Origin of the sequence: Janthinobacterium sp. Mn2066 (assembly GCF_049319705.1) — a bacterium.
GTDB lineage: Bacteria > Pseudomonadota > Gammaproteobacteria > Burkholderiales > Burkholderiaceae_D > Janthinobacterium.
In genome coordinates this window covers 13,044-36,782 of the sequence record NZ_JBMOUF010000002.1, presented here as the reverse complement: position 1 = coordinate 36,782, position 23,739 = coordinate 13,044, and the positions used below count along the sequence as shown (strand labels likewise).

22 protein-coding genes are annotated in these 23,739 nt (G+C 62.2%); 11 read left to right on the top strand and 11 right to left on the bottom strand.

Annotated features, from left to right (window positions below; genetic code table 11):
- The first annotated feature begins 66 nt into the window (after positions 1–66).
- Positions 67–546, top strand: coding sequence for a GNAT family N-acetyltransferase (locus ACL9RI_RS03475; protein ID WP_422725199.1), 480 nt, complete (start codon positions 67–69; stop codon positions 544–546).
- Between the two features lie 6 nt (positions 547–552).
- On the opposite strand, the gene ACL9RI_RS03470 is transcribed toward ACL9RI_RS03475, so the two are convergent.
- The 3 genes from ACL9RI_RS03470 to ACL9RI_RS03460 all read right to left on the bottom strand — a co-directional run bounded on the left by ACL9RI_RS03470 (position 553) and on the right by ACL9RI_RS03460 (position 3,211).
- Positions 553–942 (bottom strand): Imm1 family immunity protein, encoded by a 390-nt coding sequence (locus ACL9RI_RS03470; RefSeq protein ID WP_422725198.1) that lies wholly within the window; start codon positions 940–942, stop codon positions 553–555.
- Complete coding sequence (locus tag ACL9RI_RS03465; RefSeq protein WP_422725197.1) at positions 939–2,579, bottom strand: SulP family inorganic anion transporter; 1,641 nt, start codon at positions 2,577–2,579, stop codon at positions 939–941. Before ACL9RI_RS03465 ends, ACL9RI_RS03470 begins: the two co-directional genes overlap by 4 nt.
- A 62-nt stretch (positions 2,580–2,641) precedes the next feature.
- On the bottom strand, positions 2,642–3,211 hold the full coding sequence (locus ACL9RI_RS03460; protein ID WP_422725196.1) for a TetR/AcrR family transcriptional regulator: 570 nt from the start codon (positions 3,209–3,211) through the stop codon (positions 2,642–2,644).
- Between the two features lie 127 nt (positions 3,212–3,338).
- On the opposite strand from ACL9RI_RS03460, the gene ACL9RI_RS03455 reads away from it, so the two are divergent.
- Together ACL9RI_RS03455 and ACL9RI_RS03450 are read left to right on the top strand one after the other, a co-directional pair.
- Positions 3,339–4,313, top strand: coding sequence for an SDR family oxidoreductase (locus ACL9RI_RS03455; RefSeq protein ID WP_422725195.1), 975 nt, complete (start codon positions 3,339–3,341; stop codon positions 4,311–4,313).
- A gap of 3 nt (positions 4,314–4,316) precedes the next feature.
- Entirely contained in the window at positions 4,317–5,198 is an 882-nt protein-coding gene (locus tag ACL9RI_RS03450) for a Ku protein (RefSeq protein WP_422725194.1), read from the top strand.
- 12 nt (positions 5,199–5,210) lie between these two features.
- On the opposite strand, the gene ACL9RI_RS03445 is transcribed toward ACL9RI_RS03450, so the two are convergent.
- The 4 genes from ACL9RI_RS03445 to ligD all read right to left on the bottom strand — a co-directional run bounded on the left by ACL9RI_RS03445 (position 5,211) and on the right by ligD (position 10,131).
- Positions 5,211–6,137 (bottom strand): NAD(P)/FAD-dependent oxidoreductase, encoded by a 927-nt coding sequence (locus ACL9RI_RS03445; protein ID WP_422725193.1) that lies wholly within the window; start codon positions 6,135–6,137, stop codon positions 5,211–5,213.
- Positions 6,138–6,234: 97 nt separating this feature from the next.
- On the bottom strand, positions 6,235–6,963 hold the full coding sequence (locus tag ACL9RI_RS03440) for an SDR family oxidoreductase (RefSeq protein WP_422725192.1): 729 nt from the start codon (positions 6,961–6,963) through the stop codon (positions 6,235–6,237).
- Positions 6,964–7,038: 75 nt separating this feature from the next.
- Entirely contained in the window at positions 7,039–7,617 is a 579-nt protein-coding gene (locus ACL9RI_RS03435; protein WP_422725191.1) for a TetR/AcrR family transcriptional regulator, read from the bottom strand.
- Between the two features lie 39 nt (positions 7,618–7,656).
- Positions 7,657–10,131 (bottom strand): DNA ligase D, encoded by a 2,475-nt coding sequence (gene ligD / locus ACL9RI_RS03430; RefSeq protein ID WP_422725190.1) that lies wholly within the window; start codon positions 10,129–10,131, stop codon positions 7,657–7,659.
- Positions 10,132–10,362: 231 nt separating this feature from the next.
- Between ligD and ACL9RI_RS03425 the strand changes: the two genes are divergently transcribed.
- The 8 genes from ACL9RI_RS03425 to ACL9RI_RS03390 all read left to right on the top strand — a co-directional run bounded on the left by ACL9RI_RS03425 (position 10,363) and on the right by ACL9RI_RS03390 (position 16,934).
- Complete coding sequence (locus tag ACL9RI_RS03425; protein WP_422725189.1) at positions 10,363–10,695, top strand: hypothetical protein; 333 nt, start codon at positions 10,363–10,365, stop codon at positions 10,693–10,695.
- A gap of 246 nt (positions 10,696–10,941) precedes the next feature.
- Positions 10,942–11,181, top strand: a complete 240-nt coding sequence (locus ACL9RI_RS03420) for a hypothetical protein (protein WP_422725188.1) — start codon at positions 10,942–10,944, stop codon at positions 11,179–11,181.
- 58 nt (positions 11,182–11,239) lie between these two features.
- Entirely contained in the window at positions 11,240–11,482 is a 243-nt protein-coding gene (locus tag ACL9RI_RS03415) for a hypothetical protein (protein WP_422725187.1), read from the top strand.
- A gap of 261 nt (positions 11,483–11,743) precedes the next feature.
- A complete protein-coding gene (locus ACL9RI_RS03410; RefSeq protein ID WP_422725186.1) occupies positions 11,744–13,900 on the top strand; it encodes a TonB-dependent siderophore receptor in 2,157 nt (718 codons plus the stop codon).
- 15 nt (positions 13,901–13,915) lie between these two features.
- On the top strand, positions 13,916–15,118 hold the full coding sequence (locus ACL9RI_RS03405) for a PepSY-associated TM helix domain-containing protein (RefSeq protein WP_422725724.1): 1,203 nt from the start codon (positions 13,916–13,918) through the stop codon (positions 15,116–15,118).
- 60 nt (positions 15,119–15,178) lie between these two features.
- Positions 15,179–16,201 carry a serine hydrolase domain-containing protein gene (locus tag ACL9RI_RS03400; protein ID WP_422725185.1) on the top strand — a complete coding sequence of 341 codons (1,023 nt, stop codon included), beginning with the start codon at positions 15,179–15,181 and terminating at the stop codon, positions 16,199–16,201.
- A gap of 141 nt (positions 16,202–16,342) precedes the next feature.
- The gene (locus tag ACL9RI_RS03395) at positions 16,343–16,606 is read left to right on the top strand and encodes a hypothetical protein (protein WP_422725184.1); all 264 of its coding nucleotides are present in this window, start codon (positions 16,343–16,345) and stop codon (positions 16,604–16,606) included.
- A 64-nt stretch (positions 16,607–16,670) separates the two neighbouring features.
- Complete coding sequence (locus ACL9RI_RS03390) at positions 16,671–16,934, top strand: hypothetical protein (protein ID WP_422725183.1); 264 nt, start codon at positions 16,671–16,673, stop codon at positions 16,932–16,934.
- Between the two features lie 64 nt (positions 16,935–16,998).
- On the opposite strand, the gene ACL9RI_RS03385 is transcribed toward ACL9RI_RS03390, so the two are convergent.
- The 4 genes from ACL9RI_RS03385 to ACL9RI_RS03370 form a co-directional block, all read right to left on the bottom strand.
- Positions 16,999–17,517 carry a fasciclin domain-containing protein gene (locus tag ACL9RI_RS03385; protein WP_422725723.1) on the bottom strand — a complete coding sequence of 173 codons (519 nt, stop codon included), beginning with the start codon at positions 17,515–17,517 and terminating at the stop codon, positions 16,999–17,001.
- Positions 17,518–17,782: 265 nt separating this feature from the next.
- A complete protein-coding gene (locus ACL9RI_RS03380; RefSeq protein WP_422725722.1) occupies positions 17,783–19,264 on the bottom strand; it encodes an efflux transporter outer membrane subunit in 1,482 nt (493 codons plus the stop codon).
- Between the two features lie 20 nt (positions 19,265–19,284).
- Positions 19,285–22,485, bottom strand: coding sequence for an efflux RND transporter permease subunit (locus ACL9RI_RS03375; RefSeq protein ID WP_422725182.1), 3,201 nt, complete (start codon positions 22,483–22,485; stop codon positions 19,285–19,287).
- A gap of 3 nt (positions 22,486–22,488) precedes the next feature.
- Positions 22,489–23,733, bottom strand: a complete 1,245-nt coding sequence (locus tag ACL9RI_RS03370) for an efflux RND transporter periplasmic adaptor subunit (RefSeq protein ID WP_422725181.1) — start codon at positions 23,731–23,733, stop codon at positions 22,489–22,491.
- Positions 23,734–23,739 lie beyond the last annotated feature (6 nt).

Here is a 23,739-nt window from a genome sequence, read left to right as displayed (position 1 = left end):
TTCCCGTTATCTCTTGGCCAATATCAGCCAGTTGCGTTAGCATGACCTTTTGCTTGAAATAAAACGATGACCATCAGTTTGCGCCCCGCCCTTGTTTCTGACATCGATACCTTGTGGGCCTTGCGCACGGAGGCCGTGCGCTTCGGTTGCGCCACGCACTATGCGCCGGAACAGATCACCGTGTGGACAGCCTCGCCCGTGCCGGCCGCCTACGAAACCATGCTGGCCGAGGGTGGTGGCATCGTGGCCATGCGCGATGAGGTGATTGTGGGCTACGCCATGCTGGACCTACATAAACACGAGGTCGATGCGGTGTTTGTCGATCCTGCCCGAGCAGGGCTGGGCATCGGCAAGCGCCTGCTGGCGGCGCTGGAGGCCCTGGCGCGCGAGCGCGGCATAACGCGCCTGCATTTGTCTGCGTCGCTCAATGCCGTGCCGTTTTACCGGGCGGCCGGTTTTATTGCCTTGCGCGATGAAGCCTACGCGCATCCCAGCGGCATCAGTTTGGCCAGCGTAGTGATGGAGAAAATGTTAGTACCAAGCTGACAGTGCTCAGTCGGGTTCCCAGTCGATCACATCCGGCCTGGCGCCGCCCGTTTCAAAAAACTTCAGCAGCGCCAGCTGTGCCAGTTCCACCTCGATGCACCAGGCAGACGGATATTCATCGACTTGTCCATTGGCCAGCCAGTAGCTGCACACGCCGTCGTCCTCATCATCGCCGAGCGAGTGAAAACTGCTCTCGTCCTGGCCGCACAGATACATCAGCCAGGCATTGCCGCCATTGCGCAGCAGGCACAGGGCCGGGCCTTGTTCGGGATTCACTGCCATGGTCAGCCACAGTTCGCATTGCGCCAGGTTGCACGCCGCTGCCAGCGCCTGCTGTAAATCGGCAAGATTCACCACGGCATGCGCCTCGCCGTGCAGATTGAGTTCCATCATCATGCCTTGCCACCACTCAAGTCCGCCGTTGCTAACGCCGTACTCAGATACAGCTTGCCGCTGAGTTCCTTCAGCAGGCTGCTCTGGCGCAAGCGGTCCATCACGGGGCCTTTCACTTCGGCAAGATTGAAGCTGATGCCGCGCTGGGCCAGGGTCTTGTTCAGCTCGCCCAGGCCCAGCAAGGCCGTGCTGTCGATCTGGTTCACGGCCGACAGCACCAGCACCAGGTGGCGCGCCGTCGGATGGCCGCGCAACTCTTCTTCGATGCGTTCCGTCACGGCTTCGACATTGCCAAAGAACAGGCCGGCGTCTATGCGCAGCAGTAACAGATCAGGCAAGGTGTGCGCTTCGTAGCGTTCCACGTTACGGAAATGTTCGCTGTTCGGGATACGGCCCAGCACCGCGATATGCGGACGGCTGGCGCGCCAGATCAGGGTGCCCATCGACAGCAATACGCCGATCACCACGCCCGCTTCCACGCCTAGGACCAGCACGCCGGCCGTGGTGGCCAGCAGCGCCAGCGCGTCGCTGCGGTCGTAGCGCCAGGCCAGTTTCAAGGTGCCCCAGTCCAGCAGGCCGGCCACGGCAAAGATGATGGTGGCGGCCAGCACGGGCAGCGGCATCAGGGCAAGCCAGCCGGTAGGCGCCACCAGCGCCAGGGCCAGCAAGGACGCCGTGATGATGCTGGCCAGCGGCGTGTTGGCGCCCGCCTGGAAGTTGACGGCCGAGCGCGAAATGGAACCCGTCACAGGAAAACCGCCGGACAGCGCGCTGGCCACGTTGGCCGCGCCCAAGCCCAGCAGTTCGCGGTTGGTCTGCAGCTTTTCACCGCGCTTTTGCGCCAGCGTCTGCGCGGCGGACATGCTCATCAGGAAGACGATGAAGGCGATCAGCAAGGCGGGCGACAGCAAGGTACGCCAGTGCGCGCCAGAGGTGGCCAGGTTCAGCGACGGCAAGCCGTTGGGCACGTGGCCCGTGGTTTGCACGCCCATATGGTCGAGACCGCAATAACGCACCAGCACGATGCCGGCGATCACCAGCAGCATCGGCGCCAGGCGCGCACCCACGTCGGACGCCGTCGCCCCCAGGCCGCAGCGGCGCAAGACTGCCGACAGATAGCGCTTGGCCAGCCACAGGAAAACCAGGCTGCACAGTCCCAGCACCAGGCTGGGCAGATGCCAGTGCGGCACGGTGGCGCCCAGCAGCGGCGTCAGCTGGCCCCAGATAATCAGGATGGCGGCGCCATTGCTGAAACCGCTGATCACGGGGCGCGACAGGAAACTGGCCATGAAGCCCAGGCGCAGCAGACCGCACAGCAGCAACACCAGGCCGCTGATGAAGGCCAGTTGCGCGGCCAGCACCACATGCAGGGAAGAGCCGGGATCGGCCAGCGGCGCCAGCGCGGCGGCTGTCATCAGGGAAACGATGGCCATCGGGCCCACCGATTGCGTCATGCTGCTGCCGAACACGGCATACAGCACGGGCGGCAAGATACTGGCATAAATACCCACCACGGGCGGCAGGCCTGCGACCAGCGCATAGGCCATGCCCTGCGGCACCATCATCATGGCCACCACGATACCGGCGGTGATATCCCCCGCCAACAGAGGACGCCGGTATTGCCTGAGCCAGAGCAGCATGATGTGATCCCAAAATCTGAAAACCGAAGCCTATCATGCGCGGCGTCCGGCTGACAGGGTAATCAGCTTGCCAACAGTTGCGTGCGCACCGCTTCCATGATTTCTTCCGAAAAAGCGGCGTCGTCCGTCGAGCGGGCCAGCACCATGGCGCCCACCAGCGCGGAAAAGGTGGTGATCGCTTGCCGGCGTTTTTCTTCGGGCGAGCCTTCCGGCATCAGCCCTGCCAGCAAGTCGAATTGCTGGCGCGTGGTGGCCGTAAAGGCTGGCCGCGCGCTGGGCGAGCTGCGCGCCACATCGACGCCCATGGTGGGCGCCGGGCAAGCCACGCCGGGAGTATCGCGCGATTGTGCACTCAGATAATGGTTGACCAGCTTGGGCAAGGCTTGTTGCGGGTCTTGCTCGATTCTAACTTTCCAGCTTTCCAGGGATTTCTTCAAGGCAAGCTCGCACGCCTCGATCATCAAGTCTTCCTTGGAGGCGAAATGGCCATAGAAGCCGCCATGCGTCAGACCCGCGTTTTTCATCAGGTCGGCCACGCCGATGCCGTCATAGCCTTTTTCGCGGAATAACTTCGCCGCCACCTCGACGATGCGCTCGCGGTTGAGCGCCGCCTGTTCCCTGCTCACTTTCATGACTGCCTCCTGCAATAATGTCACTCATCATATATCTTTTCCGCTGATTTTTCCACTCTGTTAGCAGGCGCACCGTAGACCAGCCACCCCGCCGCGATACTGACCGTTCGTATTCAGGGAGGCCAGCATGAGTGAAAACAAATCCATCGGCAATCTGCAGCGCAGCATCCAGCAGGAACAGGACCGCAAGGACCAGCACGATGCAGGTAGCAGGCACGAGGACAAGGCAGCCGTGCAAACCAGCGCGCGCAGCCAGCCCGGCACACCGCTGCCGAAGCAGCAACTGGCCAAGCCGGGCATCGAGGCGCAGATGTCCCTGAAGCCGCGCTTCCTGGCGCCCGACTACAGCGGCAGCGGCAAGCTGGCCGGCATGGTGGCCATCGTCACGGGCGGCGATTCGGGTATCGGCCGCGCCGTGGCCGTGCTGTATGCGCGCGAAGGCGCCGACGTGGCCATCATTTACCTCAATGAGCATGAGGACGCCAATGAAACCAGGCGCTACGTGGAAGCGGAAGGCCAGAGCTGTTTGCTGATCCCCGGCGATGTGCGCGAGCAGCGTTTTTGCGAGCAGGCCGTCAGCCAGGTGATGACCCGGTTCAGCCATATCGATGTGCTGGTGAATAACGCGGCCTTCCAGGAACATGCCGAATCCCTGCTGGACTTGAGCGAGGAACGCTTCGACCTGACCATGAAAACCAATGTGTATGGCTATTTTCATATGGCCAAGGCCGCATTGCCACACTTGCAACGTGGCGCGTCCATCATCAACGCGGGTTCCGTGACGGGCTTGAAAGGCTCGAAAAACTTGCTCGACTATTCCACCACCAAGGGCGCCATCCACGCGTTTACCATGGCCCTGTCCGCCAACCTGCTGGAAAAGGGCATCCGCGTGAACGCCATCGCGCCCGGCCCCGTCTGGACGCCACTCAACCCGGCCGACAAGCCGCCCGAGGACATCCGCAGCTTCGGCCAGGACACCAGCATGCACCGCCCGGCCCAGCCCGAGGAATTGTCGCCCGCCTATGTTTTCCTGGCCTCGCCCGCCTGTTCCAGCTATATCACGGGCATCGTGCTGCCCGTCACCGGCAGCGTGGGGGAATAAGCCATGGCGCGGGCATTGTGGAAAGGCGCGATCAGCTTTGGCCTGGTGCACATCCCCGTCGAGCTGATTTCTGCCAGCCTCGACCATGAGCTGGAACTGTCGATGCTGGACCGGCGCGACTTTGCGCCCATCGGCTACCAGCGCTACAACAAGCAGACAGGCAAGGAAGTGGCCTGGGACGACATCATCAAGGGCTACGAATACAAGAGCGGCCAATACGTGGTGCTGTCCGACGAAGACTTGAAACAGGCCAACGTCAAAGCCACGCAGACCATCGACATCCTCACCTTTGTCGACGCCAGCGAAGTGCCGCTGACTTTTTACGAGCATCCGTATTATCTGCTGCCCGCCAAAGGCGGCGACAAAGTCTATGCGCTGCTGCGCGAAACCCTGCGCAAGGCGGGCAAGGTGGGCGTGGCCACCGTGGTGATGCGCACCAAGCAGCACCTGTGCGCGCTGGTCTGCATCGGCGACGCCATCGTGCTCAATACCTTGCGTTATGCCGATGAAATCCGCGCCACCGATGACCTGGACTTGCCCGGTAGCACCTTGAAAGCAGCTGGCATTTCAGACAAGGAACTGAAAATGGCCCTGTCGCTGGTGGAAGGGATGAGCGAGGCATGGCAGCCCCGGCAATACCACGACAGCTACCGCGAAGACGTGCTGGCGCTGGCGAAAAAGAAAATCAAGGCGAAACAAACCAAAACCATTACGGCGCCGGAACCGGACAGCGAACAGCCGGCGCCAGCCAGCAACGTGATCGACCTGGTAGCCCTGCTGCAGCAAAGCCTGGGCAAGAAGGCGGCGGTCCCGGCCGAAAAGACCAAGACGGCAGCCAAACCTGCGGCGCGCAAGGCGGCCGCGCCCCGGCGCAAGAGCGCCTGATCCATTCATCAATCAGCCTGCAGCCTCTTCCGCGATCAGGGCATGGTGCACGCCCACGGCCGCCATCACGCCATCGCCCATGGCAAACGTGATATTAGCCATGGCGCGGGCCGCGTCACCGGCTGCATACACGCCCGGCACGGACGTCATCTTCATGGCGTCAGCCTGCAGCACCGGCCCCATCATGCCTTCTTCAAAAACACAGCCCAGCTGCGCCGCCAGCGGACTGGCCTGTTCCGTAGGCGCGGCCAGGAACAGCGCGCGCAGTGGCAGCAGGCGTCCATCGGCCAGCCGCGCGCCGTCGATGGCGGGCACGGCGCCTTCGATGGCCGTCACGGCCACGGCTTCTATTGTCACCTTGCGCCGCGCCAGCAGTTGCCGGGCATCCTCGTCGAGCGGCGGCATGCCATGGGTAAACAAGGTGACGTCGCCCCAGTCGGCGATCAGGCTGGCCTGGTGCACGGAGGCGGGTAACCTGCCCAGCACGCCTATGGGTTGACCACCTGTCCCGTCGCCGATTTCATAGCCATGGCAATACGGGCAATGCAAGACCGTCTGGCCCCAGCGCTCGGCCACGCCCGGCAAGGCGGGCAGCACGTCGCGCACGCCGGTGGCCAGCAGCAAACGCCGGCCCTGCGCCTGGCGGCCATCGTCCAGGCTGACTTCGAAGGCAATCTTCGCCGATACCAAGGGTTGCGCCTGGCTTACCTTACCCTGCCATAAGCTCACATTCGGGTAGCGGGCCAGCTGCGCGCGCGCATGGGCCAGGATGGCACTGCCGGGGCGGCCATCCTGCGCCAGCACGCCATGCGCGTGCGATGCAAAACGGTTGCGCGGCGAACCGGCATCGATCACGAGGACGGGGCGCCGCGTGCGGGCCAGCTGCAAGGCGGCGGACAGGCCGGCAAAGCTGCCGCCGATAACGATCAGGTCAAACATGGTGGAGTCCTTCGACAAGTTTTCATGTAACTATTGTAGTTACATATGTGAGTTAACGCAAATTCTTTGCATTAACGAAGGCCCCACCGCCAGACAATCAAGCCAGGTAGCCGCCATCGATGGTCAGTGCTGCGCCATTGATGAAGGCCGCCTGCGGCCCCGCCAAAAAGGCCACCAGGCTGGCGATTTCGCTGTCCTGGCCCATGCGGCCCACGGGTATCATGGTGCGCAGAAACGCTTTCGTTGCTTCATCGCTGACGATTTCCGTCTCGGTCGGGCCCGGCTGCACCGTATTGGCCGTGATGCCACGCGGCCCCAGGTCGCGCGCCATGCCGCGCATCAAGCCAGCCACTGCCGACTTCGTCATGCTGTACAGGGCCGCGCCTTCGAAACCGGCCCGGTCGCCATTCACGCTGCCAATCGTGATCACGCGCCCGCCCTGCCCCATATGCTGCACGGCCGCCTGCGAAGCGACGAACACGCCGCGCACGTTGACGCCGACGATGCGGTCGAAGTCGGCCACGCTGGCGTCGGCCCCGCGTATCAAAATACCGGCGTTATTGACGAGGATATCGATGCGGCCATGCTGCGCGGCGCAGGCGGCGATGGCGGCGTTCAAGGCGGGCGCATCGGCGTTGTCGGCCTGTACGGCTTGCGCCACGCCGCCAGCAGCGGCCACTTCCGCCACCAGCGCCAGCGCCCGCGCTTGCGAGGCCGCATACGTAAATACGACCACGGCGCCATCGGCCGCCAGGCGGCGCACGATGGCGGCGCCGATACCGCGCGAACCACCGGTAACAAAAGCAATTTTCTTATCCAACAACATGATGAAAACCTTTCTGGATCATTTAGTCCAAAATACTGCAAAAAAAGCGCCGGATCGCCGGCGCAGCGTAAAACATTAGCGTAATGCGCGCAGGGCCAGGGCGGCGATGCCGCGCAAGGTGGCTTCGGGCGCGCCGCTGCGGGCTGCCAGCTTGATGCCCGACAAGCTGGCGCGCAGGTATTGCGACGCCATCACGATATCGGTGTCGGCGGCGATGGCGCCAAGCTCTCTCGCCTGGAGCAGGCTGCGTTCGAGCGCCGCCCCCAGCGCTGCGCCCGCCCGTTCCGTCAGCACGGTAATTTCCGGGTCAGAACGGCCGAATTCGCAAATGGCGCTGACGCCCAGGCAGCGGGGATGCGGTTCGGCCAGCGCTTGCGCTATCGCCGCATCCAACAAGCTCTCCAGCGCCACGGCCGGCGACGATGCCTCGGCCAGCGCGCGCGCCAGGGCGCCCACGTTGTCGGTGGTATAACGCTGCAACGCTTCCAGGTAGAGCTGGCGCTTGTCGCCAAAGGTGTCGTACAGGCTTTGGCGGCTGATGCCCATGCCTTCGAGCAAGGCGCCCGTCGACGAGCCTTCATAGCCATGCTCTGAAAAAATGCCGATCGCTTGCTGCAAGGCTTGCTCGCGTTCAAATTGTTTTGGTCGTCCCATGCCCGCAGTGTAGCATTCCGGACTGATCTGTCAAATACCTTATGGAACAAAACCCAGCTTTTTCATGGCCTGGGCCAGCCCCCTGGCGCTGCGCGCATAACCGTCCCAGGGCGTATTGCCCACATCCAGGCGGCTGTGGACGTTGCTGACGTTCCAGGCGTCGCCCGATTTCAGCTTGTCCAGTTCTTCCCACGCCAGCGGCACGGAAATGCCCAGCCCCGAGCGCGTGCGGGCCGACCACGCGCACACCGTGGTGGCGCCCCGCCCATTGCGCAGATAATCGATATAAATCTTGCCGACCCGGTTCGCGGGGCCGCTCTTGAGCACGAAACGCTGCGGTATCAACTCTGCCATATGGGCCACGATGGCTTGTGAAAACGCTTTCACCGTATCCCAGTCATAGTGCGGGCGGATCGCCACCACCACGTGCAAGCCCTTGCCGCCGCTGGTTTTCAGCCAGGCGGGCAAGCCCAGTTCCGTCAAAAAGGCGCGTAGCAGCACGGCCGCTTCCTGGATGGCGGGCCATCCCACGCCCTTGCCTGGGTCCAGGTCGAAGACCAGCCGGTTGGGCGTGCCGTAGGCGCTGGCCAAGGCATTTTGCGTATGGAATTCCACTACATTCCATTGGGCGGCAGACAATAAACCTTGCGCCGTCGCCACTTCCAGCATGGGCGGGTGGTCCGGGTCCAGGTCTGCCGATAATTGTTTGACGCCGGGCATCTTCGACGTATCGGCATGCTTCTGGAAAAACAGTTCGCCGCCCACGCCGGACGGCGCGCGTACCAGCGATACGGGCCGGCCCCGCAAATGCACCAGCATCAGCTTGCTGACCAGCGCGTAATACCGCACCAGGTCGATCTTGGTGGTCCCGCTTTCCTGGTCGATCACGCGCTCTGCATGGCTGACCTTGAAACTGGCTGGCAAGCTGCTTTTCATCGGCGATGGCACTGTCTTCTCCTGGTTGATTTCCCCTGCCCGCTCGCGCACGACAGCCTTGACCCGCTTGTCGCTGCGCAAGCCGTGAAACACCGCATGGCGCACGGCGCCGCCGCTGGTCCACTGCGCAAAGCCCACTTCCGCCACCAGCCTGGGCTGGACCCAGATGGGCTGGCGTACGCCGCCTGCCTTGCCCGCAAACGGACTGTTGTCAACCCGCAGGGCATCGAGCTGGCGCCGCAGCGCCAGCAATGTTTGCTGGTCAAAACCGCTGCCGACCTTGCCTGCATAACGCAGCGCACCGTGTTCGTCATACACACCCAGCAAGAGCGAACCGACGCCCTCGCGCGCGCCCTGCGGCTCCGTATAGCCGCCGATCACGAATTCCTGGCGCTTGCCACACTTGAGCTTGATCCAGTCGCCGGAACGCCGCGTGACATACGGCGAGCCGCGCCGCTTGCCGATCACGCCTTCCAGCCCCAGCTTGCAGGCGGCTGCAATAATTTTCTGCGGTGCAGCATCCAGTTCAGCGCTAAAACGTACGATGGGTGACGCAGGCAAGCTGGCCAGCAACTGCTCCAGCAGCGCGCGCCGCGCCTCGACCGGCTGGCTGCGCAAATCGTGGCCATCGAAATACGGCACGTCGAACAGGTAATACACGATCTGGCTGGTGGCTTCCTGCTCGAAGGCCAGTTGCAAGGCCCCAAAATCTGGGTGACCCTGCTTATCGTTGACGACGATCTCGCCGTCATACCAGCCCGGCGGCAAGCCTATCTCCTGCAGCGCCTGCTGCAACCTGGGCAGTTTATGCGTCCAATCCTTGCCATTGCGGGTGATCAATGCGACGTGTTTTCCATCGCAGCGGGCCAGGATGCGGTAACCGTCGAATTTCAGCTCGAATATCCATTGCTGCGCGTCCGGAGGCGGAGCATCGGCCAGGGTCGCCAGCTGGGGCGACAGCTGTTCCGGCAAAGCTGCCGTGGGCGGCGCTGGCCGAGGCGTAGCACGAGCCTGCTTCGGCATGGGCTTGCCCTTGACGCTGTCAGGCATTTCGTCCACCACGGAAAACTCGCTGGCAGGCCGCGCAAAGCCGTCTTTTTCCTTGATCAGCAGCCAGGCCGGCTGCTTTTCGCCTTTATCCTTCATGCGCACCAGCACCCAGTTGCCCTGCAGCTTGTGGCCAAACAAGGTGAATTTCAGGTTGCCATCGGCCAAGGCCTTGGCCGGATCAGGGGTGGCTGGCTGCGGCTGCCAGCTTCCCTGGTCCCAGATAATCACCTTGCCCGCCCCATATTGCTTGGCGGGAATCGTGCCTTCAAAGCTGGAATAGGCAATCGGGTGGTCCTCGACCTGCACCGCCATGCGCTTGTCTTTGGTATCGTAGCTGGGGCCTTTCGGCACGGCCCAGCTCTTCATCGTGCCATCGACTTCCAGCCGAAAATCGTAGTGCAGCCGGCTGGCCCAGTGTTTCTGGACCACGAAGGTGAGCACCTCGCCCGCCGCTTCGCCGCCACCGGCCGGCTCGGGCGTGACGGCAAAGTTGCGCTTGGCCCGGTAAGTTTTCAGGGCAGCCTTCATGGCGGGCTCATGTAGTAACGATGCCGCCAGTCTAGGCCGCCGCTGTGGTGCGCGCGGTACGCCAGCTAACAGAGCGGACATAGGGCAAGCAATGTCCGGCAAAAAAATAATCAAAACTAAATGTAAATATTTGTGATTTGCTGTCAACGCAAGTGGTTCGGGCCACGTTTTGGACTCAGTGACAGGGGAAAAATCTCCTGAACTACAACCCACTTCTTGAGGAACTGCACCATGAAAAAACGCATTTTCAACGTTACTGCCACGCTGATCGCCGGCTTGTTCGCTACCGCAGCCTTTGCTCAAACTCCAGCCACGGTCGATGCGGCCAAGGCAGATGCCAAACACACGAAAGAAGTGGCGAAAGCAACCGCAAAAGAAACCAAGACTGTCGCCAAAGCCGACGCCAAAGAAGCAGCCGCTACCGCCGATGCCAAAGCCGACGTAGCGAGCGCCAAGGCTGACGCTGCCGCCACCAAGGCCAAAGCCCATCACAAGGCGAAAAAAGCCAAGGCCAAGGCCGACGAAGCCAAAGCTGAAGCAACCCCAGCCGCTCCAGCCAAGTAAGCAGCTGGTAGCACGTTCAGCGCCATCAAAAAGACAGCCTCGGCTGTCTTTTTGTTTTTTGCCGCCTGCCCTGGGCGCTGGCGAACCCACGTTCAACTTGTCGTGTCTGAGAAAAATACAGTCATGTGTAAGCGAATGTAATCGCCGTCAACGCCATGCTGCCGGGCCGCGTTTTCTGCTCAGTGACACGGCAAACATGCCGACACACACAGCATTACCAGACAAACCACCACTGAGGACTGCACCATGAAGAAAGTAATCGCTACCCTGATCGCCGGCCTGTTCGCTACCGCTGCTTTTGCTCAAACGCCTGCAGCTCCTGCTACACCTGCATCGGCTCCTGCCGCAGCGTCGGCACCAGCAGCATCGGCTGCTGCAAAATCGGAAGCAACTGCCCCGAAAGCCAAAAAACATCACAAGGCCAAGAAAGCCAAGGCCGCTGAAAAAGCAGCATCGGCCAGCGCTGAAGCAGCACCAGCGAAATAAGCAGTCAAGTCATTACGTAAAACAACACACTGTATATCTCATCACCGAGGACTGAAAAATGAAGAAACTTATCGCTACCCTGATCGCCGGCCTGTTCGCTACCGCTGCCTTTGCTCAAACGCCTGCCGCTCCTGCCCCGGCAGCGGCTCCTGCAGCAGCATCGGCTACCGCCTCGGCGCCAGCCAAGGCAGATGCCAAAGTCGTTAAAAAGCATCACAAGGCACACAAGGCCAACAAGCTGAAAGCCGATGAAACGAAAGCGGCCGATGCGACCCCGGCAACGCCAGCACCAGCGAAGTAAGCAGCACAGCAAGCAGTAAGTAGCAAGCAACACCCGTAACGTCAGCAATACCAGCAACACTAAAAGACAGCTCCGGCTGTCTTTTTGCATTTTCAGTCACCGCAAACCTCAGCCAGATCCGCCGCAGGCTCCATGTAAAACGCGGTAAAAATCACGCCAAGCACGCTTGTTGGTCACAGAAAGATTTGCCTGTTCACTCCACCATCAAATACAATTGAGAATTATTCTCATTCTCAGCCATATACCTTCAGGAGTGTTTCAATGCCCGGCCGTTCCCGTTCCGTCTCCCCATCCCTTTCGACACCCGCACTGCGCCCACTGGCCCTGGCCATCTCGCTGGCGCTCGGCGCGGGCCTGGCCCATGCCGCCGATGCACTGCCTGATGCACCGGCCGGCAATGACGATGAGGCCGTAATGCAAACCATCACGGTCACGGGCCAGAACGACGATGCGGCGTACACGGCGCGCAAGAGCGCTTCGGCCAGCAAGTTTGACTTGTCCTTGCGCGACACGCCGCAGTCGGTGTCGGTCGTCACGCGCGCGCAAATGGATGACTTCAGGCTCGACAACGCCAGCAAGGTGCTGGCGCAAACCACGGGCGTGACGGTGGAAGCGGTGGAAACGGACCGCTCGTATTACACGGCGCGCGGCTACGACATCACCAATTTCCAGTATGACGGCGTGGGCATCCCCTTCGTCTTCGGTAACGTCATGGGCGACCTCGATACGGCCGTGTTTGAGCGCGTCGACGTGGTGCGCGGCGCGAATGGCCTGATTTCATCGACCGGCAACCCGTCGGCCACCATCAACTTCGTGCGCAAGCGCCCCGTCGCCGGCCTGACTGCGTCGGCCGCCGTCACGCTGGGTTCGTGGGATACGCGCCGTTTCGACGCCGATGTCTCGACCCCGCTCAGCGCCGATGGCAAGGTGGCGGCGCGCTTCGTCGTCGTGCACCAGGAAGGCAATTCCTACCTGGACCGCTACTCGCCGCAAAAAGATGTCGTCTACGGTGTGGTGGAAGCGAAGCTGACGCCGGACACCACCCTCACCGTCGGCAACACCTACCAGAAAAACCAGGAACGGGGCGGCATGTGGGGCGCCCTGCCCTTGTCGTACACGGACGGCACGCCGACCAATTACCCGATTTCCACCTCCACCTCGGCCAACTGGTCGCGCTGGAATATCAAGACCAATAACACCTTTGCCGAACTGGCCCACCAGTTCAATCAGGACTGGAGCCTGAAATCAACCCTGAGCTATACGCGCGCCACCTCGGACTCGACACTGCTGTACGTGTATGGCACGCCGGACCGGGCCACCGGCGATGGCTTGTTCAGCTACCCGTCGGCCTATAACTCGAACAATGGCCAGGTCCTGGCCGATATTTCAGCCAATGGCAAATTCATGCTGGGCGGGCGCAAGCACGACATCACCCTGGGGCTGGGCTGGTCGAAATCCACCCTGAGCGATACCTCGCATTATGGCCGCGGCATCGGCACCCCGCTGCCGAACGGCACGGCCTTCGACGGTTCCTACCCCGAACCGGTGTTCGACGCCTCGACCGATGGCAGTTCCTACACCGACAAGCGCAAGAACGCCTTCGTGGCCGCCCGCTTCAACCTGGCCGACAATACCAAGCTGCTGGCCGGCTTCAATACCGTCAAGGCTGACAGCAGCGGCACGGCCTACGGCGTCAGCCAGGCCAAGTCGCAAAGCGACACCACGCCCTACGCGGGCCTGGTGTACGACATCAACCGCCATGTATCGGCCTACGGCAGCTACACGGGCATCTTCAACCCGCAAAGCAGCATCGACGCACGCGGCCAGACTTTGGCCGCCGCCACCGGCAAGAGCCTGGAAGCGGGCTTGAAAAGCGAGTGGTTCGATGGCAAGCTGAACCTGTCGGGCGCCGTGTTCAAGACGCGCCAGGACAATGCAGCCGAAGTGGCAGGCACCACGGCCGACTTCAAGACCTTTTACAAGGGCGTCAATTCGGAGTCGAAAGGCGTGGAATTCGACGTGGCCGGTGAACTGGCCAGGGGCTGGCAGGCCAACGCCGGCTACTCGCAGCTGCGCATCACGGGCGACGACGGCCAGGATGCCCGCACCTTCATCCCGCGCAAGCAGTTCCACCTGGCCAGCACCTACCGCGTGGCCGGCTTGCCGGCGCTGAAAGTGGGCGCCAGCCTGAGCTGGCAAGACGCCATCTATAACAAGGTGAGCGACGCCCTCACCCTGCGCCAGGGTTCGTATGCACAACTGGGCCTGCTGGCCAGCTACGACATCAGCCGCAATGTCAGCCTGTCGCTGAACCTGAACAATGTGACGGACAACAAGCACTTGACCAGTTTGTACTGGACCCAGGCGCTGTATGCGCCCGGCCGCAATGGCAGCGCGACCCTGAGCTGGAAGTACTGATCCATGCCTAAGCGCCTGCGCCCTGCCCTGGTTCTGCTGCACCGCTGGTTCGGACTGGCGGCGGCCCTGTTCCTGTTTATCTCCGGCCTGACGGGCGCCGTCATTTCGTGGGACCACGAACTCGACGCCTGGCTCAATCCGCAGCTGTTTCATGCGCAGAGTCAAACGGGAGCGGCGCAATCGGGGCTGGCGCTGGCCCGGCAGCTGGAAGCGCACAACCCGCGCCTGCGCGTCAACTACCTGCTGACGGCACTGGAGCCTGGCCACACGGCGCTGATGTCGGTCGAAGGCAGGATCGACCCTGCCACCGGCAAGCCGTATGACTTGGGCTACAACCAGGTGGCGCTGGACCCCGTCAGCGGCAAGATCCAGGGCACGCGCGCGTGGGGCGCCGTCTCGCTGACGCGCGAAAACCTGCTGCCCTTCCTGTACAAGCTGCACTACACCATGCATATCCCCGATGGCTGGGGCATAGAACTGGGCCTGTGGTTCATGGGTATCATCGGCATGGTGTGGTTTCTCGATTGCTTTATCGCGCTCTACCTGTCCTTCCCGAACTGGCGCAGCTGGCGCAAGTCGCTGGCCTTCCGCTGGCGCCAGGGCAGCCATAAGCTGAACTTCGACCTGCACCGCTCGGGCGGCGTGTGGGTCTGGCTGCTGTTGCTGATACTGGCGCTGACGTCGGTGTCGATGAATCTGCAAACCCAGGTGATGCGCCCGCTGGTAGCGAAGTTTTCCACCCTCAGCCCGAACGCCTTCGACAGCCGCACGCCGCGCACGCCCGCGCAGCAAAGCGAACCGCGCATCACGCGCGAACAGGTGGTGGTCCTGGCAAAAACGGAAGCGGCCAAGCGGGGCTGGCTGCTGCCGGCCGGCGGCGTGTTTTATTCATCCGCCTACGGCCTGTATGGCGTGGGCTTCTTCAATGCGGACAATGACCACGGCGATGGCGGCTTGGGTAATGCGTGGCTGTATTTCGACAGCAGCGACGGCAGCCCCGCCGGCGGCGTGATCCCCGGCACGGGCAGCGCCGGCGATATCTTCCTGCAGGCGCAGTTCCCCCTGCACTCAGGCCGCATCATCGGGCTGGCGGGACGCATATTCATTTCCATCATGGGCCTGGTGGTGGCGATGCTGAGCGCCACGGGCCTGATCATCTGGGTGCGCAAGCGCCGTGCGCGCTTCATGCAAACTTCAGGCAAGCGGCGATTTAGTTAGCGACAAGGCGGGGCATTTGGGCGACACTCTCCATCCGATGATCATGATGGATAGCCACCCATGCCACGCCTTGTTCCTGCCCTGCTGTTATTGCCGCTGTTCGTCTCCTGCACCGCACTGGCACAAACGCAAGCGAACGCCCTCCTCTCCACCGTCCTGCAAACCTACGACAGCGACCCGCACGGCGACTTGCGCGCCGTGGTGGTGCTGCGTGACGGCGCCGTAGTCGCCGAACGCTATTACAACGGCGAGACAACCGACACCCTGCACGATATCCGCTCGGCGGGCAAAAGCATCACGGCCCTGCTGGCGGGGGCCGCCGTAGCGCGCGGCCAGTTGCAGATCACGGGCACCGTGGGTCAATACTGGCCTGAAGTGGCCAGCAGCCCGGCCGGCAAGGTGGTGCTGGACGACGTGCTGACGATGCGCTCCGGCCTGGCCGCGTTTGACGAAGACGCTGATTCGCCCGGCAATGAAGACAAGCTAGATGACGCGCCCGACCCCACCGCTTTCGTGCGCGGCGTGCCATCGAACGCCACGCCCGGCAGCATCTACCGCTATAACTCGCTGACCGCCTATATCGCCGGGCGCGTGGTGGAAAGCGCCAGCGGCACAGACCTGGAAACCTTTGCGGCCAAAAACCTGTTTGCGCCGCTGGGCATCACGCGGTGGAGCTGGGGCCGCGATGCCGCCGGCCACGCCAAAGGCCAGGGCAACCTGTCCCTGCGCGCGCGCGACACGGCCAAGATCGGCCAGATGGTGCTCGATCAGGGGGTATTCGACGGCCGGAGGATCATCGAGGCCAGCTGGATCAAGGCGGCGCTGGCGCCCCGCGTGGCCACCGGCACGGCAGACCCGTATGCCGATCATTATGGCTATTTCTGGTATGCGAAGACGCAGGAGATCGCCGGTGAAAAGATCCCCGTCTTTTTCGCTTCCGGTAATGGTGGCAACAAGATCTATGTGATTCCAGCGCGCCGCATGGTGATCAGCGTGGCGTCCAGCGCGTATGGCAAGGGCTATGGCCAGCGGCGCTCGGAAGCGATTCTGAAGGCGCTGCTGCAGGCAGACAAATCCCGCTAGGCCAGGAAAAAAACACGTAGATGTAAGCGTTTGTAATCGCCGTCAACGCAGCCTCGGCGGGACGCGTTTTCTGCTCAGTGACACGGCAAACGTGCCGGCACCAACAGACACACCAGACAAACCACCACTGAGGACTGCACCATGAAAAAAGTAATTGGAACCCTGATCGCCGGCCTGTTCGCTACCGCTGCTTTTGCTCAAACGCCTGCAGCGCCTGCGGCAGCAACGCCAGCAGCCTCGGTACCGGCCAAAACCGAAGCGGCCAAGCCTGAAGCTAAGGTGAAAGCACACCACACAGCGAAAAAAGCCAAAGCCAAGGCAGCTGAGAAATCGGCTGAAAAAAAAGCTGAAGGCACGACACCGGCAAGCGCCGCTGCTGCACCAGCGCCAGCAGCAGCCAAGTAATTGACGCACGATTTATCGGCATCACCTGATTGTTCACCATTCGCTTAGACATAGAGGCCTCACCATGAAGAAAATCATCGCCAGCTTGATCGCTACCCTGTTCGCCACCGCCGCTTTCGCGCAAACGCCAGCCGCAGCGCCAGCGGCACCAGCAGCATCGGCCACCGCAGCAGCGCCAGCCGCCAAGGCTGAAACCCCGGCACCGGCCGCCAAGGCTGCGCACACCAAGCATCACAAGGCAAAGAAAGCGAAGAAAGCCACGCCAGCAGATGCAGCCGCTCCGGCAGCACAGGCAGCGCCAGCAACGCCAGCAACGCCAGCCAAGTAATCAGGCTGCAGCACTCAAAAAGACAGGGCGCGCCCTGTCTTTTTTTTCGCCCGCTTGTTTCTACTTACTTCGGCATCAGTACGGTATCGATCACATTGATCACGCCATTCGACTGGTACACGTCATAGGTGCTGATATTGGCGCTATTGCCGCTTTCATCCATCACCACGATGTTGTGCATGCCGTTCATGGCGAACGTCAGCTTGCCGCCGCTGGCCGTGGCCAGGGTCGCTTTACCGTCATGCATCTTGATTTCATGGGCCAGGGCCTTGAAGTCGTATTTGCCGGGAACCACGTGGTAGGTGAGGATTTTGGTCAAGGTAGCCTTGTTTTCCGGCTTGACCAGGGTCTCCACGGTGCCGGCCGGCAGCTTGCCAAACGCCGCATTGGTGGGCGCGAAGACCGTGAACGGGCCCTTGCCTTTCAGGGTATCGACCAGGCCTGCCGCCTTGACGGCAGCGACCAGGGTGGTGTGATCGGCCGAATTGACGGCGTTATCGACGATGTCCTTGCTGGGGTACATGCTTTGACCGCCGACCATGGTGCTCATCTCGGCAGCGAAACTGGCGCCGGTGGCCAGCATGGAAGTGGCGAACAAGACTGCGGGAATAAAGGTGCGCATGGTGATCTCCTGGTGACTGTCTGAAGGCTGGCTAAACAAGCCTGTGCGTGATTGCACAGTCATTTACGCCGTCATGCAGGGATCGGATTCAGTTATTTTTGCTGCATTAAAAACAAGTCGTCAAAAAAAAATACGGCGCAGCGCCAACTGCGCATACACCGTATTCAGTATTGCTTCATCAATTCCCAAGGCGCGGGCCGGGGTGATCCAGCCCGCGCTGCCGGGATCAGTTGGCCGCGACTTGCTGCTCAGGCTCGCCCCAGCCACCGCCCAGGGCGCGGATCAGCGCCACGGTGGTGACGGCGCGGTTGCCACGCAATTGCACGGCGTTGCGCTCGATGGTCGCCAGGTTGCGCTGTGCGTCAAGCAGGTCCAGGTAGCTGGAACGGCCGGCCGCGTACAGCTTCTGCGCCAGGTCGGCAGAACGACGGGCCGATACGACGGCTTCATCGATCTGCTGCGTCTGGCCCGACAAGATGCGCAGGCCGGCCAGGTTGTCTTCCACCTCGGCGAACGCCACCAGCACGCTCTGGCGATAGGTCGCCACCGATTCTTCCAGCTGCGCTTCGCTGCGCGTGACAGCGGCCTTGTTGCGGCCGCCGTCGATGACCGGCATCGACATCAGGGCGCCCAGCAGCCAGGAGCGGCTGCTCCACTTGAAGATATCCGCGACAGTGTCGCCCGTGCCGCCAGCCTGTGCATTCAGGGTCAGGGCCGGGAACATGGCCGATTTCGCCACGCCGATGCGTGCATTCGACGCTTCCATGGTGCGCTGTGCCGACGCGATGTCGGGACGGCGCTCCAGCAGCGACGATGGCAAGCCAGCCGGGATCACGGGCAGGAAAGCGCTGTCTTGCAGCGGGTTGACGGACGCCGTGAAACTGGCGGCCGGTTTGCCCAGCAAGACGGCCAGCGCATGCTCGTTGGTGGTGCGCTGACGCTGCAAGCCGATGGCTTCGGCGCGCGCCGTCGACAACTCGGTGCGGGCACGGGCCAGGTCGAACTCGCCGATGTCGCCCAGGTCGTAGCGGCGCTGGTTCACATGCACGCTTTCCTCGCGCAGGCGCACCGTCTGTTCCAGGGTCGCCAGTTCGGCATCCGTTTCACGCAGCATGAAGTAGGTCTGCGCCACGTCTGCCTGCAAGGACAGCAGCACCGAGCGGTAAGTCGCTTCCACCGCCAGCGCATCGCTGCGCGCTGCACTGACGTTGGACGATACGCGGCCGAACAGGTCGACTTCGTAGCTGGCCGTCAGGTTGGCCTGGTACACATTGCCCGGCGCGACCGGGGTGCCTTCCGGCAGCGACAGCGACAGTGCGGAAGCGCGGTTGCGCTGCGCGCCCACGTTCACGCCCACTTGCGGGATGCGGTCCGCTTCGGCGATACCGGCAATCGCCCTCGCCTGCTTGACCCTGGCGGCGGCCACGGCCAGGTTGGCGTTGGCCTTGGTCGCTTCGCCGATCAACTCGGTCAAGGCTGGATCATTGAAAGCCAGCCACCATTCGCCACGCGCCTGGCGCTCGGCCGGCACGCCCTGCTTCCAGCGCGTGCCATCGGCTGCCGTCTGCACGGCAGGCGGCGTTTGATCTTCCTTGAACGCGGCCGGCGTATCGATCTGCGGCTGCTTGAATTCAGGCGCCGCGCACGCCGCCAGCAGCACGGCTGCGGCCATGGCCGTCAGGGTCGTGCGCAAAGCTGGTGTAGCCATGCGTGTCATGATATTGTTTTTCAAGATACATCTCCTTCCAGATCCAGCACAGGCGCTACAGGATGCTTGGCAACCGTCACCACCGGCTTTTTCTCAAAACGCTGCGCCAGGGTGCGCAGCAATACATAGAACACAGGCGTCAGGAACAGGCCGAAGAAGGTCACGCCCAGCATGCCGGCAAACACCGCCACACCCATCGCATGACGCATTTCCGAACCGGCGCCGTGCGAGAACACCAGAGGCACCACGCCCATGATGAAGGCGATCGACGTCATCAGGATCGGACGCAGGCGCAGGCGGCAAGCTTCCAGCGCCGCTTGCACGATGCTGCGGCCATGGTCTTCCAGTTCACGCGCAAACTCCACGATCAGAATCGCATTCTTCGACGCCAGGCCCACCAGCACGAACAGGGCGATCTGCGTAAACACGTTGTTGTCGCCACCGGTCAGCTTGACGCCGAGCAGCGCGCACAGAATCGACATCGGCACGATCAGGATCACGGCCAGCGGCAGGGTCCAGCTTTCGTACTGGGCGGCCAGCACCAGGAAGACCAGCAGCACGCACAGCGGGAACACATAGATCATCGTGTTACCGGACAGGATGTCCTGATAGGTCAGCTCGGTCCATTCAAACGAAATCCCTTGCGGCAGCACTTCCTTGGCGATGCGTTCCAGCGCGGCTTGCGCCTGGCCACTCGATACACCCGCCGCGGCGCCACCGTTGAAGTCGGCTGCGGCGTAGGCGTTGTAGCGCTGTACGCGGTCCGGACCATAGGTATCCTTGACGCGCATCAGGGAGGACAGCGGGATCATCTCGCCCTTGTCGCTGCGTACCTTCAGCTGCGCGATATCCTGCGCATGCGAACGGAAGGACGCATCGGCTTGCACGCGGACCTGGTAGGTACGGCCAAACTGGTTGAAGTCATTCACGTACAGCGAACCGAGGTTGATCTGCAAGGTCTGGTAAATCGTTTGCAGCTGCACGCCCATCTGCTTGGCTTTCACGCGGTCGACATCGGCAAACAGCTGTGGCACGTTGATCTGGTAGCCCGAGAACACGCCCGCCAGTTCCGGCGTCTGATACGCCTTGGCGGCCAGTGCCTGCGTGGCGTTGTACAGCGCGTCGTAACCGAGGTTGCCACGGTCTTCGATCATCATCTTGAAGCCGCCGATGGTACCCAGGCCGTTGACCGGCGGTGGCGGGAAGACCATGATGAAGGCGTCCTGGATACCGCCCAGGCGCTTGTTGATCTCGGCCGCGATGGCGCCGCCCGACAATTCCTTGGTGGTGCGCTGGTCAAACGGTTTCAGGGTCGCAAACACGATGCCCGAGTTAGGCGCATTGGTGAAGTCGTTGATCGACAGGCCAGGGAAGGCAATCGTCGATTCGACGCCAGGCACCGACTTGATCACGTCGGACATGCGGCGCACCACATCTTCCGTGCGGTCCAGCGAGGCGGCGTCAGGCAATTGCGCGAAACCGACCAGATACTGCTTGTCCTGGCCAGGCACGAAACCGGCCGGCACTGCCTTGAAGGTGAAGATGGCGGCAACCACCAGCAGCGCGTACACGCCCAGCGACGCGCTCTTGCGGCCCAACACGCCTTTGACGCCCGCTTCGTAGCGGTGCGAAGCACGGCCGAAGAAACGGTTGAACCAGGCGAAGAAGCGGCCGAACAGTTTGTCCATCACGCGGGTCAGCGCATCTTTCGGTGCATCGTGCGGTTTCAGCAGCGCGGCCGAGAGGGCTGGCGCCAGGGTCAGCGAGCTGAATGCGGAGATCACGGTCGAAATCGCGATGGTTAGCGCAAACTGGCGATAGAACTCGCCCGACAGGCCGGGAACAAACGCGATCGGCACGAACACGGCGCACAGCACCAGGGCGATAGCGATAATCGGACCGCTCACCTCTTTCATGGCCTGGATGGTCGCGTCGCGCGGCGACAGGCCTTCTTCGATATTACGCTCGACGTTTTCCACCACCACGATGGCGTCATCGACCACGATACCGATCGCCAGCACCAGGCCGAACAGCGACAGGGTGTTGATCGAGAAGCCAAAGCCCAGCATCACGGCAAACGTGCCGACGATGGAAACCGGTACGGCCAGCAGCGGAATGATCGATGCGCGCCAGGTTTGCAGGAAGATGATCACCACCAGTACCACCAGCGCGATCGCTTCGAGCAGGGTGTGGATGACGGCTTCGATCGAGGAACGCACGAACTGGGTCGGGTCGTACTCGATGCGGTATTCCACGCCTTGCGGGAAGTCTTTTTTCAGTTCGTCCATCTTGGCGCGCACATCGCTGGACAATTGCAGCGCGTTGGCGTTCGGGGCTTCGAAAATACCCATGCCGACGGCTGGATTATTGTTCAGCAGCGAACGCAGCGAGTAGCTGTTGGCGCCCATTTCCACCCGCGCCACGTCGCGCAGGTGCGTGACGGCGCCATCGGCGTTGGTGCGCACGATGATGTCGCCAAACTGCTCTGGCGTTTGCAGACGGCCCTGGGTGTTGACGGTCAGCTGGAAGTCCGCGTTTTTCGCTGGCGACGCGCCGATCACACCGGCGGCGACCTGCACGTTCTGCTCGCGGATGGCGTCGACGACGTCATTGGCGGTCATGTTGCGGGCAGCGACTTTTTGCGGATCGAGCCAGATGCGCATGGCGTAGTCGCCGGCGCCGAAGATCTGGATATCACCCATGCCAGGCAGGCGGGCCAGCTGGTCCTTGACGTTCAGCACGGCGTAGTTACGCAGATACATATCGTCATAGCGCTTGTTCGGCGAGACCAGATGCACCACCATGGTCAGGTTGGGCGACGACTTGACGGTCGTCACGCCGATCTGGCGCACTTCTTCCGGCAGGCGCGGCAAGGCGCGCTGCACGCGGTTCTGCACCTGCGTTTCAGCCTGCTCGACGTTGGTGCCGATCTTGAAGGTCACGGTCAGCATCATCGCGCCGTCGGAGGTGTTTTGCGAAGACATGTACAACATGTTTTCAACACCGTTGATCTGCTCTTCGAGCGGTGCTGCCACCGTCTCGGCGATCACTTTCGGGTTCGCGCCCGGATACTGCGCGCGCACCACCACCGACGGCGGCACGACGTCAGGGTATTCGGAGATGGGCAGGCCGAAAATCGACAATAGCCCCGCTACGAATATGATGATCGACAAGACCGCCGCAAAAATCGGCTTGTCGATGAAAAAGCGTGAAAAATTCATGTTTTATTCCTTGGTAGTCGATGCCGCTTTTGCGGCGATCTTGGCGTCTTTTGCTGCAGGTTTCGCGGGTGCAGCCGGTGCGGTCGGATCAAAGTCCATCGCCACCAGTTGCGGCGTCACCGCTGCGCCAGGGCGCACGCGCTGCAAGCCGTTCACGACGATTTTTTCGCCTGCCTTCAAGCCATCGCGCACCACGCGCAAGCCATCGGCCGCAGGGCCCAGCTTGACGGCGCGGTATTCGGCCTTGTTGTCGGCGCCGATCACGTAGACGAATTTGCGGCTTTGGTCGGTGCCCACGGCGCGGTCGCTGATCAGCAGTGCCGTGCTTTGCGCCTTCGGACCGTTGCCGCCATCGAGCTGGACGCGTGCAAACAGGCCAGGCACCAGTTCGCGGTCGGTATTGGCGAAGGTGGCGCGCATGCGCACGCTGCCGGTCGCCGGATCGAGCCGGTTGTCGACGAATTCGAGCTTGCCTTCATGCGGGAAACCCGTTTCATTGGCCAGGCCGATTTTCACGGTGACGGGCGTACCTTTTTGCGCCGTGCCAGCCACGCGCAGATAGGTGTCTTCATCGCCATCGAAGCTGGCGTAGATGCGGTCGGTCGACACCACGGAGGTCAGAATGGCGGAAGCATCGATCAGGTTGCCGACGGTGATTTCAGCCTTGCTGACGCGGCCGCTGATAGGCGACTCGACGCGGGTATAGGACAGATTCAGCTTGGCCGCGTCATACGAGGCTTGCGCCGCGCGGGCATCGGCTTCCAGCCCTTTCATATCGGCCGCTTTTTCATCGTATTCGCGCTGGGCGATGGCTTTTTCAGCCAGCAGCTTTTCAGAGCGCGTCAACTCCAGCTTGGCCAGGCCGGCCTTGGCGCGGGCCGAGGCGGCAGCGCCTTCGGTGCGTTCCACTTCCGCCTGGTAGGGACGCGGGTCGATGACGAACAGCACATCTCCTTTTTTCACTTCGCTGCCTGGCTTGAAGTTCACGGACGTGATGAAGCCGTTGACGCGCGAGCGGATTTCCACGCGGTCGATCGCTTCCAGGCGGCCCGAGAATTCCTGGGTTTCCGTAATCTGCTTTTCCACCACGGCAGCAGTGGAGACCGGCGGACCGCCGGCTGCGGGCGCGTCGGGCACCTTGCTATTTGCCGAATCGCAGCCAGCCAGGCTCACGGCAACCAGTCCGGCCAGCGCGAGCGATGCGGCCAGGGGCTTGAGCAGCGTCGAAAATTGTTGAACGTTTTTCATTTTATT